This window comes from Bacillus solimangrovi (genome assembly GCF_001742425.1).
Taxonomy (GTDB): domain Bacteria; phylum Bacillota; class Bacilli; order Bacillales; family Bacillaceae_N; genus Bacillus_AV; species Bacillus_AV solimangrovi.
In genome coordinates this window covers 15,452-29,517 of record NZ_MJEH01000035.1, presented here as the reverse complement: position 1 = coordinate 29,517, position 14,066 = coordinate 15,452, and the positions used below count along the sequence as shown (strand labels likewise).

General features: G+C 34.6%; 12 protein-coding genes. 9 read left to right on the top strand and 3 right to left on the bottom strand.

Translation table 11 applies throughout. The features are described from left to right. The 4 genes from BFG57_RS12835 to BFG57_RS12820 all read left to right on the top strand — a co-directional run. A partial coding sequence (locus BFG57_RS12835) for an NAD(P)/FAD-dependent oxidoreductase (protein ID WP_069717896.1) occupies positions 1-278 on the top strand: 278 nt, incomplete at its 5' end. Between the two features lie 238 nt (positions 279-516). Then, positions 517-1,542, top strand: a complete 1,026-nt coding sequence (desA, locus tag BFG57_RS12830) for a Delta(5) desaturase DesA (protein ID WP_069717895.1) — start codon at positions 517-519, stop codon at positions 1,540-1,542. A 133-nt stretch (positions 1,543-1,675) separates the two neighbouring features. Further along, positions 1,676-2,818, top strand: coding sequence for a sensor histidine kinase (locus BFG57_RS12825; protein WP_069717894.1), 1,143 nt, complete (start codon positions 1,676-1,678; stop codon positions 2,816-2,818). Continuing rightward, positions 2,815-3,414: a response regulator transcription factor gene (locus tag BFG57_RS12820; protein ID WP_069717893.1), complete on the top strand. Its 600-nt coding sequence runs from the start codon at positions 2,815-2,817 to the stop codon at positions 3,412-3,414. The genes BFG57_RS12825 and BFG57_RS12820 overlap by 4 nt, the downstream gene beginning before the upstream one ends. Positions 3,415-3,492: 78 nt before the next feature. On the opposite strand, the gene BFG57_RS12815 is transcribed toward BFG57_RS12820, so the two are convergent. Genes BFG57_RS12815 through BFG57_RS12805 form a run of 3 tightly spaced genes read right to left on the bottom strand, consistent with a single transcriptional unit; the run spans position 3,493 to position 7,127 of the window. Further along, the gene (locus tag BFG57_RS12815; protein ID WP_069717892.1) at positions 3,493-5,118 is read right to left on the bottom strand and encodes a thiamine pyrophosphate-binding protein; all 1,626 of its coding nucleotides are present in this window, start codon (positions 5,116-5,118) and stop codon (positions 3,493-3,495) included. Continuing rightward, positions 5,115-6,725 carry an ATP-binding protein gene (locus tag BFG57_RS12810; protein ID WP_069717891.1) on the bottom strand — a complete coding sequence of 537 codons (1,611 nt, stop codon included), beginning with the start codon at positions 6,723-6,725 and terminating at the stop codon, positions 5,115-5,117. Before BFG57_RS12810 ends, BFG57_RS12815 begins: the two co-directional genes overlap by 4 nt. A gap of 30 nt (positions 6,726-6,755) precedes the next feature. Continuing rightward, a complete protein-coding gene (locus BFG57_RS12805; protein ID WP_069717890.1) occupies positions 6,756-7,127 on the bottom strand; it encodes a carboxymuconolactone decarboxylase family protein in 372 nt (123 codons plus the stop codon). 256 nt (positions 7,128-7,383) lie between these two features. Here BFG57_RS12805 and BFG57_RS12800 point away from each other — a divergent pair, with 256 nt between their 5' ends. The 5 genes from BFG57_RS12800 (at position 7,384) to BFG57_RS12780 (ending at position 14,065) form a co-directional block, all read left to right on the top strand. Then, on the top strand, positions 7,384-8,103 hold the full coding sequence (locus tag BFG57_RS12800) for a YebC/PmpR family DNA-binding transcriptional regulator (protein WP_069717889.1): 720 nt from the start codon (positions 7,384-7,386) through the stop codon (positions 8,101-8,103). A gap of 301 nt (positions 8,104-8,404) precedes the next feature. Further along, on the top strand, positions 8,405-9,019 hold the full coding sequence (locus BFG57_RS12795) for a hypothetical protein (protein WP_069717888.1): 615 nt from the start codon (positions 8,405-8,407) through the stop codon (positions 9,017-9,019). A gap of 207 nt (positions 9,020-9,226) precedes the next feature. Beyond that, positions 9,227-11,107, top strand: a complete 1,881-nt coding sequence (gene htpG, locus BFG57_RS12790; RefSeq protein ID WP_069717887.1) for a molecular chaperone HtpG — start codon at positions 9,227-9,229, stop codon at positions 11,105-11,107. Between the two features lie 203 nt (positions 11,108-11,310). Further along, positions 11,311-12,195, top strand: a complete 885-nt coding sequence (locus BFG57_RS12785; RefSeq protein ID WP_069717886.1) for a GNAT family N-acetyltransferase — start codon at positions 11,311-11,313, stop codon at positions 12,193-12,195. 202 nt (positions 12,196-12,397) lie between these two features. After that, positions 12,398-14,065, top strand: coding sequence for a glycoside hydrolase family 13 protein (locus BFG57_RS12780; protein WP_069717885.1), 1,668 nt, complete (start codon positions 12,398-12,400; stop codon positions 14,063-14,065). Position 14,066 lies beyond the last annotated feature (1 nt).

Below are 14,066 nucleotides of genomic sequence, written 5' to 3'. Positions count from 1 at the left end.
GAATGAATGAAGTCATGAATAAAGCGTTACAAATAGCCCCTGGGTTAGAAAATAGTACATATGTTGAAACAAAAGTAGGTTTTAGACCATTCACACCAGATTTCTTGCCCGTTATCGGTTATGTTCCGAATGTAGAAGGTTTACTTGCAGCAAATGGTCTAGGTTCTTCTGGATTAACGAGCGGCCCATATGTTGGAGCTGAACTTGCTAGTCTAGCATTAGGTAAACCTACTGAGCTTGACATAGATAATTATGATATAAGGCGTGCATTTGATTAATTAAATGTAATAGTAAGATTTGTTTAGTTTTGCTTTGTCCTTATGTATTTTCTATTGCGGATTTTAAAGGAAAAAAATTAAAATAGAGTATTAAATGAAAAGATGAGGAGTTAGTGGGAATCATTTACTTGAAACTATTACATTTATCATAGTTTTCATATGACATGTATGTCTGCAAAGATTCGTTTTTATTCTTTATAATCAGAATTAACTTAAGAGGAAAAGGATTTGGTTATAAATGAATAAACAAAAGCAATCTGAGTTGAGAAAACAAGTTTCGCCATATGAAAAGTCTGATTTTACAAGTAGTATGACTCAGCTTTTTACGACATTTATTCCGTTTTTTGTCGTTTGGTTTCTGGCCTATCAAAGCCTATCCATTTCTTATCTTTTAACGTTACCTCTTACAATGATAGGGGCAGGATTATTAGTTAGAATTTTTATTATTTTCCATGATTGTTGCCATAACTCGTTCTTTAAGAACCGTCGAGCAAATGCGATTCTTGGCACGATTACAGGTGTTCTTACATTCTTCCCATTTTATCAATGGCAACATAGCCATTCTGTTCATCACGCAACGAGCGGTAACTTAGATAAGCGTGGGGTTGGTGATATTTGGGTTATGACAGTTGAAGAATATAAAGCAGCGTCTTCTTGGAAGCGTTTATCATACCGTTTGTATCGTAATCCATTTGTCATGTTTGTTTTAGGTCCAATTTATATCTTCTTGATTTTGAATCGGTTTAATCGCAAAGGCGCAAGGAGCAAGGAACGAATGAACGTTTACTTGACGAATATTTTAATTGTTGGATTAATTGCATTACTATGCTACACGATTGGTTGGCAGCAATTTTTACTTGTGCAAGGTCCAATCTTTATGGTTTCTGGTGCTGCAGGTATTTGGTTATTTTATGTGCAACATACTTTTGAGTATTCCTATTACGAAGAAAATAGTAAGTGGGAATATGTGAAGGCTGCCGTTGAAGGAAGTTCATACTACAAACTTCCAAAAGCTTTGCAATGGTTTACAGGTAATATTGGCTTTCATCATGTTCATCACTTAAGTCCAAGAGTCCCTAATTACAAGTTAGAAGACGCGCATAATCAATCTGTACCGTTGCAACACGCACCAACGATTACTTTAATGACGAGTTTACATTCACTTAAATTTCATTTATGGGATGAAGAAGGCAAGAAATTTATAGGTTTTAAACATTTGAAGTCTCTAGCTCATGTGAAGCCTATGAGAGTTCAGGCGAAGTAATTAAATATACGAACTAGACCTTTCATATTTGTAAGAGCAACAGTTTTGAACAAGCTCAAACAAGTGTGAAAGGTTTTTAAATTGTTGCATGATGTGGAGTTGTCAATTAATATAAGGAAAAAAGAGGTTTTATATGTTTAAAAGGTTTATGACATTTCAAAAAAAGAACAATGGCATATCTCCATATATATGGGCCGTTCTTTGTATTTTACCGTTTTATTTTATATTTCAATCTTCCTCAACGATAGAAATCATCATCGGGATTCTTCTTACAATTTTATTTTTTGTGTTTTATCGTTTTGCGTTCATTTCCAAAGGAGGATGGCCTGTCTACCTTTGGACGTTCATATTAATCGCGATTTCGATAACTTCAACTAGTCTTTTCAGTTATGTGTATTTTGCTTTTTTCTTAGCTTATTTCATTGGAAATATAACAAAACGTGTTACTTTCTTCATCTTATATTTTGTTCATTTAATTAGTACTTCAATATCGATTAACTTTAGTATTATTAATAATGGTTCCTTATTTTTAGCGCAATTGCCATTTGTAATCGTAATTTGGATTAGTGTCATATTGCTTCCATTCAGTATTCATAATCGTAAAGAGAAGGATCATCTTGAAGAAAAGTTAGAAGATGCGAATAAAAGGTTAGCTGAATTAAGTAAATTAGAAGAAAGACAGCGAATTGCTCGTGATCTTCATGATACGCTAGGCCAGAAGCTGTCTCTAATTGGGTTGAAAAGTGACTTAGCGAGAAAGTTAATTCATCAAAACCCAGAAAAAGCACGTAATGAATTGAAGGATGTTCAGCAGACAGCAAGAACAGCGTTAAATGAAGTGAGAAAAATGGTTTCTTCAATGCGTGGTATTCGAATCAATGATGAATTGCCACTTGTTAAGCAAATTTTAGATGCAGCTCAAATAATGTTCATTGGTCAAGAAAAAATCACATTAACAGGGGTTTCTCCGTTAACTGAGAATATATTAAGTATGTGTATGAAAGAAGCAGTGACAAATATTGTGAAACATAGTGGTGCAAAAACGTGCACCATATCGATAAAACAAACGTGGAAGGATATTGTGTTAACGATTCATGACGATGGTGTTTTTAAGATTCGTAATCAAAAAGAAGGGAAAGGTCATGGCTTAATAGGAATGAGAGAGCGTTTAGAATTTGTCAATGGTGACTTAGAACTCATGACTAATGATGGGACAACATTAATAATACGTGTGCCAATTGATGTGAAGCAGACAGATAGGGAGGAACTTGAATGATTCGAATTGTTATTGCAGAAGACCAACAGATGTTGCTAGGAGCGTTTGGTTCTTTACTTGATTTGGAAGAGGATATGGAAGTCGTCGGAAAAGCATCGAATGGGGCAGATGCGGTATCACTTGTTCACAAATTTCAACCAGATGTCTGCATTATGGATATAGAAATGCCAGGTAAGACTGGGCTTGAAGCTGCAGAAGACCTTAAAGAATTCGATTGTAAAGTAATTATTTTAACGACATTTGCACGTTCGGGATATTTTCAGCGTGCATTAAAAGCAGGTGTAAACGGGTATCTGTTGAAGGATAGTCCAAGTGAGGAGCTGGCAAGCTCTATTCGCGCTGTTATGAGGGGAAAGAGAATGTATGCACCAGAACTAATGGAAGACTTTTATAGTTCAGATAATCCTCTGTCTAAAAGAGAGAGAGAAGTTTTAGAGTTAGTTGCTGATGGAAATGATACGAAGGAAATTGCAGATAAATTGAGTATTAAAACAGGTACAGTTCGTAATTATATATCAACTATTTTAGAAAAATTAGAAGTGAAGAATCGTATCGAAGCAATTACACAATCGAAAGAAAGAGGTTGGTTTAAATAAGCAATCGCCCGTAACTAGGCGGGCGATTGCTTATTGTATGTTTATCATCGCACACTACTTACTTTTGTCCATGTGGATTTAGTCATCTCTTTTGAGAGTAGGTGGAACTTCATCAGGATCAACTATTAACTCGATTAAGGTTGGGCCACTTTCGCTCATCGCTATGTTAATAGCATCTTCAATATCTTCTAAGTTTTGAACTAATATTCCTCTAGCTCCCATAGATTCGGCAAATTTAACACCATCTAGTGCAGGCTGAAAGACAGTTTTAACAGAACTACCAAACCATTTTTTCATTCCTTTTTCAACCATATCGATCTTTCCGTTATTGAACATGAAGAAAATCACATTCGCAGAAATGTCCACTGCAGTAGCTAGTTCTGTTCCGTGCATATACATGCATCCATCTCCGGTTATACATGCGACGATACGAGTTGGTGAAGCAGCTTTCGCTCCAATTGACATCCCGATCCCATTTCCCATTGCGATAAATAGGTCATCAAATATGAATGTACCAGGCTGATAGGTATCAAAATACTTTACCCCATAATAGGCATGACTACCTGCATCTGCAAATACTAATGTATCATGTGGTAAGTGACGGCGAATTTCTTGTACTGCTTCAGCTGAAGACATGAAATCACGATGCTCATTACTAATTACTATAGGAGTTTTCGGTTGTGGTAGATCGCGACTTATATGAGGTGTCTCTTTTTGTAATAATAGATGTAAATTTTCTTTTGCGTCACCTTCAATAAACAATGTCGGACGTGTAATCATCTTGCCGACAAATGTTCGATTGTAGTCAAAATGAATAACTTGTTCAGGGTACATCTCTTCTGTAAATCCAGCTGTTGACATATCACTAAGTGAGGAACCAATTACAATCATGACATCAACACCTGATAGTAAATATTGGTCTACCTCAATAGATCCACCTAATCCAAATCCTCCTATTGATAAATGATGATTCGTTGGAAATGTTCCTTTTCCACCTCCAGTTGTTGAGACTGGAATCTGCCACTTCTCTGCAAACTGTACTACTTCTTCATAACAACCTGAGGAACGGACACCTTTTCCCAAGAGTAAGAGTGGGCGCTTTGCCTTATTCAATAAATCTGCACAGTTATCTAGTGATGTAGAAACGGTATGACTTATTGTTGGAATATCGACAATAAACGGTTCGATATCATCTAAGAGCACGTCTAACGGAAACGATAGGTGGACAGGCCCTTTTGTACCTGAGAATGCTTTTTCTAGTGCATGTTGAATATATCTTTCAGTGAGCTCCTTTCGCTCTACACGTGCGCTGAATCGGGTTACAGGTTCAAACATTTTAACTAGATCTGTAGAAAAGAAGGATGAATCTTGTGCGAATGACTTGCCTGTTTCTGCAGCAGACATACTGCCTGTTAGAAATAGAACTGGAAGATTGTGAGCCATTGCTTGTCCTGCTGCTGTTATTAAATTTGTAGCACCAGGTCCAGAAGTACCGAGTGCAACACCTAGTGTTCCAGATTGCAAACTATAACCACTAGCTTCATAACCTGATGCGCATTCATGTCTGCTTAAAACAAAGGAAATTCCTTGTTTTTCTAATTCAAAGACAATTGGTCCGACGGGTTTGCCTGGAATACCAAACACATGTGTTATATTCCAATGTTTAATATGATTTACGAGAATAGAAAGGACTGTTTCAGTCATGTGATATCCTCCGTTTCTATAGATTCATTAAGAGGTAAATAGATTTTGAATGTTGTACCTTCTCCTAAGGTAGAGTGAACAGTAATATCTCCTTGATGATTTTGAATGATTCGATAACAGATCGATAGACCGAGTCCAATACCTTCTTCTTTAGTAGAAAAGAACGGATTAAACAATTTCGCAAGCAAAGTATCTTCAATTCCTGCTCCATTGTCTTCTACAACGATAACGACTTCAAGATTTACCTTCATTAAAGAAATTGTTATCTTCCCTTTTTCTTCTATAGCATCTAATGCATTTTGTATAAGGTTAATTAATACTTGTTTAATTTGTGACCCATCCATCTTCAGGAAAATCTCTTCTTCTAATTGATTGTTTATTTCAATTGAAGCATTATGAAGCAAAAATTGACTTTGCATTAAATTTGTTGTTTCATCAATGAGCGTTTTAATATTGATTAATTCTTTTGATGGCGTTTCAGGTTTAGAGACGATGACAAAATCATCGACAAGTTTTTTTACTCTTCTAAGTTCGTTAAGTACTAATGTCAAATACTGCTCTGTTTTAATGTCTTCTTTATGCTTTTCCATAACTAACTTCACAAAACCCATAATTGGTGTGAGTGGGTTACGTATTTCATGTGCAAGCCCTGCACTTAATTTTCCAATTGCAGAGAATTTCTCTGAAGCGATAATTTCATCTTCGAGCTTTCGTCGTTCAGTAATATCACGAAATTGAATGAATCCTCCTTCTAATCTATTGCTTTCAGAATAGAGTGGAAAAGCATCAATAATACATGTTTTCCCGTTAGAGAAGGTGTGTTCTACATCTTGGAATTCCTCTTGATTTTGAATAACTTTTTTAAGAATGCAGGATATATCGTTATAATTTTCAATTTTATCTCCGATTATTTCTGATTTTTTGACTGATAGTATTTCTTCTGCAGTTGCATTAAAATCTATGATTATCCCGTTATTATCAGTAATGACAATCCCATTTTTTATGGAGCTAATCATCATTTGATTTAATAATGATAGACGTTGATTAGTATCCCTTAGCTTTAATTCACGTTCGATAGAGTCAACGGCTGAAGAGACTAAACCAAGATGAAAGGGACTCGAATTATCAACAGTTGTCATGAGTGTAATTGTGCCACTAGTTTTATCACAATCAGTTAAGCTGAAAGGGCACGTGCTACATGAATAGCCGTGAAGCATATGGAAAAAGTGTTGTTTACCGACAACTTGAATAGGCTGTTTATGGGCAAGGCTTAATGTGACAGAGTTTGTACCTGATATCTTTTCATTAAATATTAACCCCTCGCCTAAGTTTAACGAATTCAATAACAATTCATCTCCAAAGCTTTCTATGACACCACCATTGTCATCTGTTATAAAGATGACAGTTGGTATTTTTTCTAAGAAAGCGAGTAACTTTGTCATGAAAAACTTAGTCATCGAAATAAGTTCCTTATATTCTTCTTTCTTTTGATTTAATGCATCATCTGATAGTTTTGAAACGAGGTTCGGTTTCTCAAATGGAGAAAGTCCATATTCATATTTGCAACGATAATTTGCATTTAAAATGTATAGTGGATCAATATTCAACCATTTTCCCTCCTAGATGACTTAAGTAGGTCATTGAGTTGTTTCTTGTAAAATTTCTTGTAGCACTTCTATACCTTGCATTGCTTTTGGGAAACCAACATATGGTAAACAATGAATGATGATCTCAATCAACTCCTGCTTTGACATCCCAATATTTAACGCTGCTCTATAATGAAATCGTAATGCATTTTCACAACCAGGCTGAGCAAGTAAAGAAGAAAGTGTTAACAGCTCTTTTTCTCTTAATGTAAAATGGTCACGTGAATGAATTTCACCATATGCAAATTCAACTACATATTTCGCTAAATCTTCTGAAAAATCTCTAAGTGATTCTAAGCTCTTAATACCTGAATCACCAGATAATGTATGTAAAGTATCAAATCCAACTTCTTTATTAGACAAAATTCCACGCTCCGTTTCTATTAAACTATTACTAATCTAAAGGTAGCACAGAACAACTGAAATAATTGTCGAAATTGATAGAAAATTATATTATTCAAAAGATATTACAAGTAGTCAACGTCTAGACTCATTTCACACCATCCGTGTAGCTGACTTATGATATAATTTAGTGAATGAGTTTATGTAGTATAAAAAAATTTGTAATCAACACATAATGTCCATTAAGTTGATTTAATATGAAAGTGAGTGGAACTATATGGGTCGAAAGTGGAACAATATTAAAGAAAAAAAAGCATCAAAAGATAAAAATACAAGTCGTATTTATGCAAAATTTGGGCGTGAAATATACGTAGTAGCAAAACAGGGAGAACCTGATCCAGAATCAAATCAAGCATTAAAGTTTGTACTTGAACGTGCAAAAACGTACAATGTACCGAAATCAATTATCGAACGTGCTATCGAAAAAGCTAAGGGTGGTTCAGAAGAAAACTATGATGAGCTTCGTTATGAAGGTTTCGGACCAAACGGATCGATGGTTATCGTTGATACACTGACAAATAACGTAAATCGTACTGCATCGGAAGTCCGTGCTGCATTTGGTAAAAATGGTGGAAACATGGGTGTAAGTGGTTCAGTTGCATATATGTTTGATGCGACTGCTGTCATTGGTATTGAAGGAAAGACGGCAGATGACGTACTTGAAATCTTAATGGAAGCGGACGTTGATGCTCGGGATATTCTTGAAGAAGATGGAGCTGTAATTGTATATGCTGAACCAGAGCAGTTCAATGCTGTGCAAGAAGCATTGAAGAATGAGGGTATTGAAGAATTCACAGTTGCTGAATTAACGATGCTTGCTCAAAATGACATAACATTGTCAGAAGATGCACGAGCACAATTTGAGAAGCTAGTAGACGTATTAGAAGATTTAGAAGATGTTCAACAAGTGTATCATAATGTTGATTTAGGTGAGTAATTTAAAACGAAAGAGATTATCTTTTCTTATATGAATGATGATAAAATGCTTCCTTACTTGTAGATTGTTCAAGTAAGGGAGCATTTTTTTGTGCAAAGCATGTTTATTGAGAGGTTATCCTGTATATAAATTTTTTTGAATAATAATTGCGAAACTATCAGTAAGATATATTTGGTATTTTTATTGTTAAATGTTAATATGTGCGTTATTATCTATTTGGGAAAATAATAGTTCCATTGTTTTGATAATCTAAAAAATGAAAATATGCAATTTACCACACACAATCTAATGGAGGAAACAGATGAGTTTGAGATCGCATAGAGTTAGTAAACTATTAATTGTACTATTAAAGGTGGTTATTGCACTTACTTGTGTAAGTATCGTAACGACATTTATAGCGGTATTTTTTGAGCAAATTTATTTGAAGATTATGAAGTTTGATGCTCTTATAGATATATCTACTGCACTAATATTTGTTATTGCATCGATAATGTATCTTGTATGGTTGTTTAAGATTCATAGAGATCTTAAAGATATGGATTTTAACTATTCGATAACAGCTGGTGGAGCATTGGCAAGAGTGTTAGTTCCAATATATAACATTTGGGGGATATGGAATATATATTCAACAATGGCACGATATTTAGTAAATGATTTAAATACAAAAAGTATTGGTTTAAGATTAAAAAAGATAATAATTTTCTATTATATTCTTGAATTAATATCACGTCTTTCAGGACAACTATTATTTTGGGATATCACATTTATAGATGGGTATTATTATGAATTTTATTTAATATCTTATATCGTTGATTTAATACTAGTTGTTTTTTATGTTCAAATTGTAAGGATTGTTATGAAGTCAATAAAAGCCTTGTCAGAAGAAAATGGAATATCTGATTTAAATATTATGTAGTAAATATGCTGCTCAAATTAATTTAGTAATAAAGAAACAGTACACCTCTAAGTATAATGAGATGTAGCGATTTTGTTGTGTTGACTGAATGTAGTGGATATAATAATAAATGATCATTAGCACTCTTGTAGATAGAGTGCTAATGATTTATAGTTATGTATGTAAATTGAAATTACATAAGTTTGAACGTTGAAAGGAGAGGTTATGATGACTACGAAGCAATTTAAGGCTGAGTCGAAACGATTATTAGAGATGATGGTTAACTCCATCTATTCCCAAAGAGAGATCTTTTTAAGAGAATTAATCTCAAATTCAAGTGATGCGATCGATAAAATTTATTATAAGGCATTAACTGACGAAGCTCTTAGTTTTGATAAAGATAATTATTATATTACAGTTGAAGCAAATAAGGAAACACGTACGTTGAAAATCTCTGATACTGGAATTGGAATGACGAAAGAAGATCTAGAGAACAACCTTGGAACGATCGCCCAAAGTGGTTCGTTAGCATTTAAGAGTGAAACGGAACTGAAGGATGGTCACGACATTATCGGTCAATTTGGTGTAGGGTTTTACTCAGCATTCATGGTGGCGGATGTTGTAACAGTAATCAGTAAAGCTCTTGGAAGAGAAGAAGCGTACAAGTGGGAATCAAAAGGTGCTGACGGTTATGAAATCGTACCTATTGAGAAGGACTCTGTTGGAACGGAAATTATCCTTTCTATTAAGGAAAATACTGAAGAAGATTCATATGATGAATTTTTAGAAGAATATCGTCTACAAGCAATTATTAAGAAGTATTCAGACTTCATTCGTTATCCAATTAAGATGGATGTGACAAATAGTCAGTTGAAAGAAGGCAGCGAGGACGAGTATGAAGAGGTAACTGAAGAGCAAACGATCAATAGTATGGTTCCGATTTGGAGAAAGAATAAGAGTGAGTTGTCCGATGAAGATTATGAGAATTTCTATGCGGAGAAGCACTATGGGTTTGATAAACCACTAAAGCATATTCACATTAGTGTGGATGGTACTGTACGATATAATGCAATTTTGTTTATTCCAGAGAACATGCCATTCAATTATTATTCAAAAGAATATGAAAAAGGGTTAGAGCTTTATTCAAACGGCGTCTTAATTATGGATAAGTGTGCGGATTTACTTCCTGATTATTTCAGTTTTGTAAAGGGTATGGTTGACTCTGAAGACTTATCGCTCAACATTTCTCGTGAAATTTTACAACATGATCGCCAGTTGAAGGTGATTGCGAAAAATATTCAAAAGAAAGTCAAAAACGAGCTGAAAAGCTTGTTAAAAAATGATCGTGAGAAATATGAAGCATTTTATAAATCATTCGGAACACAATTGAAGTATGGTGTGTATAGTGAATATGGTGCACATAAAGAGTTACTGCAAGATTTGTTAATGTTCTATTCTTCAAAAGAGAAGAAGATGGTTACATTGGATGAATATGTTTCACGTATGCCAGAAGATCAAAAATATATTTATTATGCAACAGGTGAATCACCTGAACGAATTGAAAAATTGCCTCAAACAGAACTAGTATTAGATAAAGGTTTTGAAATCTTATACTTTACAGAAGACATTGATGAGTTTGCAGCGAAAATGTTGATGACATACAAGGAAAAAGAATTCAAATCTGTATCAAGTGGTGACTTAGGCATCGAAGCAGACGAAGCTGAAACGAATACAGATGAGGAAAAACAAGAAAATAAAGATCTTTTTGAGAAAATGAAAGAGATTTTAGCTGATAAAGTGAAAGATGTTCGAGCATCGAAACGATTGAAGTCACACCCAGTTTGCTTATCAACTGAGGGAGATGTTACGATCGAAATGGAAAAAGTACTAAGCGCGATGCCAGATAATCAAAATGTCAAAGCTGACAAAGTTTTAGAAATTAATGTGAATCATGACGTTTTCGAATCGCTGAAAGCTGCGTTTGATAAAGATGAGGAGAAAGTTAGATTATATACAAATCTTCTCTATAATCAGGCGTTACTTATTGAAGGGTTAGAAATTCAAGACCCAGTTGAATTTACAAATGATATTTGTAAAGTAATGGCGTAATAGAAGTTATACAGCAGCAGGGAGTTCCTAATTTATTTGTTTACCTATTGTGGACAAACAGTTGAAATATCATCTTACGACTAAGACCAAATCACATTATGATTTGGTCTTTTGCTTTAGTTTGTCTATTAATGTCGTGTGGTAGAGAAGGAATGAGAGAATCACTATTGAAAATCTACACTAATAAAAATGAGGTGGCTACTATGATTACGATTAAACGATTAAATGAATGTACGTTACAAGATGCAATAACTGCTTGGAACGAGGGGTTTTCTGGATACTTTACTGATGTACAGATGACGATTGATGTTTTTTTGAATCGACTAACACAAGAAGGATTGTCAGCTAACCATTCTATTGTTGCTTTTGATGGTAATAAACCAATTGGCATCGTATTAAATGGACTAAGAATGATAGATGGAAAAAAGGTTGCGTGGAACGGTGGAACAGGTGTCGCAACAACATACAGGGGATCAGGAATAGGGAAAAAACTAATAGAAGAAACGTTAGCAATCTATGAAAAGGAAGGTGTTGATATCGCCACTTTAGAAGCTATTAAACAAAATGAAAAAGCCATTCGGTTGTATGAAAAATTAGGATATGTTATAGAAGACAAATTATTCTTTTTCGCTCATGAAGGTTCGTTTGAAATCAATCCTTTCCAAGACTACTTAGATGAATACAAGTATATAAAAACAGTTCCTCTAGCTGTTCAATATCTTTCGTTTTATAAAAGTATGTCTAGTTGGCAAACTCAGGTTAAGAGTGTGAGGGATGGAGAAGCTATCCTTGCTGTCGATTCCCAAACTGGGGAAAAGGTAGGATATGCGTTTTTAAAGCGCAATTTTAATGATGATGGATTACATGTAAGTACAGCGCTTTATCAATGTGAAACAGCATCAAATAGGAATGATCAACAACAGGTAGCTGCAAGTCTATTATCACAATTATTTTCTCCATTCGATCAAAAATTAAAGAGGATAACAGTGAACTTATCATCAAATAATCAATCAGTAATCTCGTTACTACAGGGAGCTGGGTTTGAGAAGAGCGTTGAACAAGTTTATATGAAGAAAATCTGTAAGTGACTGTTTCAATTTAAATAGAGGTAGTAATAAAGGAGTTAAAATATGCACTTTTATTGAAAGTGAGATCATTTGATTCATAAAGGAACGGCTATAATCTTTTGTTATTATTGAATTTTCATTGTTGAAACGGATATGAATATATAAGAAAGCTTAGTAATGTTCATTCTAAATGAATGCACTCTTGTGATGAGGAGGTCAATCTATGCACAGGAAATGGTGGAAAGAAGCAGTAGCTTATCAAATCTATCCACGAAGCTTCATGGATGCTAATGGTGATGGGATTGGTGACATTCAAGGTATTATTTTAAAGCTTGATTATATTCAACAACTTGGGATTGACCTCATTTGGATCTGTCCAATTTATGCTTCACCGAACGATGATAACGGTTATGATATAAGTGATTACAAGCAGATTATGGATGATTTTGGTGCGATGGAAGATTTTGATGAACTGTTAAAAGAAGTACATAACCGTGATATGAAGTTAATAATGGACTTAGTCATTAATCATACGTCTGATGAACATCCATGGTTCATTGAATCTCGTTCCGCAAAAGATAATCCATACCGAGATTATTATATATGGAAACGTGATAAGAATGGGGCAGAGCCAAATAATTGGGAGTCAATATTCAATGGATCTGCTTGGGAGTATGATGAACGAACAGAAGAATATTATTTGCATGTTTTTTCTCGAAAACAACCTGATTTGAATTGGGAAAATCCAAATGTGCGTCAAGACTTATATGAGATGGTGAACTGGTGGTTAGATAAAGGGATCGATGGTTTCCGTGTTGATGCGATTTCACATATTAAGAAAGTAGCGGGATTCCCTGATCTACCGAACCCTAAGAAGAAAAAATATGTTCCGTCATTTAAAGGTCATATGAATCGAGAAGGTATTCACGTTTTTTTAGAAGAATTAAAACATGCAACGTTCGATCGGTATGATTGTGTGACAGTAGGTGAGGCGAATGGTGTAACCGTTGAAGAATCTGACCTATGGGTGGGAGAAAAAAAGGGAAAGTTCAATATGATTTTTCAATTTGAACACTTAGACTTATGGGGAAAAAGTACAACAGGTGGTTTAGACATCCATACACTAAAGAAAACGTTGACAAAATGGCAAATAGGATTAGAAGGTAACGGATGGAATGCTTTATTTTTAGAAAATCATGACCAACCTCGATCTGTGTCCACTTGGGGTAATGATAAGAAATATTGGAAGCAATCGGCGAAATGTCTTGCAACGTTGTATTTCTTCATGCAAGGGACACCGTTTATTTATCAAGGCCAAGAGTTAGGGATGACAAATGTTCAGTTTACCTCTATTGACGATTATCAAGATGTTGCTACAAAAAACCTCTACCAAACGGAGTTAGCGAACGGAAAGAAGCCTCAAGAGATTATGAAGGTGATTTGGAAAAATGGGCGTGATAATTCACGCACACCGATGCAATGGGATTCTGGGGAAAATGCAGGTTTTACAACTGGGAAGCCGTGGATAAAAGTAAACCCAAATTATAAAAGCGTTAATGTTGTACGTGAAATGGAAGATGATGATTCGATCTATCATTATTATAAGAAACTCATTCAAATGCGGAAAGATAGTGAGTTGGTCGTTTATGGAAAGTATGAGTTGATGTTAGAAGATCATGACTATTTATATGTGTATACAAGAGCGCATGGTGAAGAAGTATTACTCGTCATTACAAATCTATTTCCAACGATAACGAATTTTATATTACCTAAGAAATTGGCTGGAAAATCATCACAACTGCTTTTATGTAATTATGAAGTTAGTGCAAAAGAAGATGTTCGACACTTTGCACTAAGACCATACGAAGCGAGAGTATATAGGTTTAATTAGA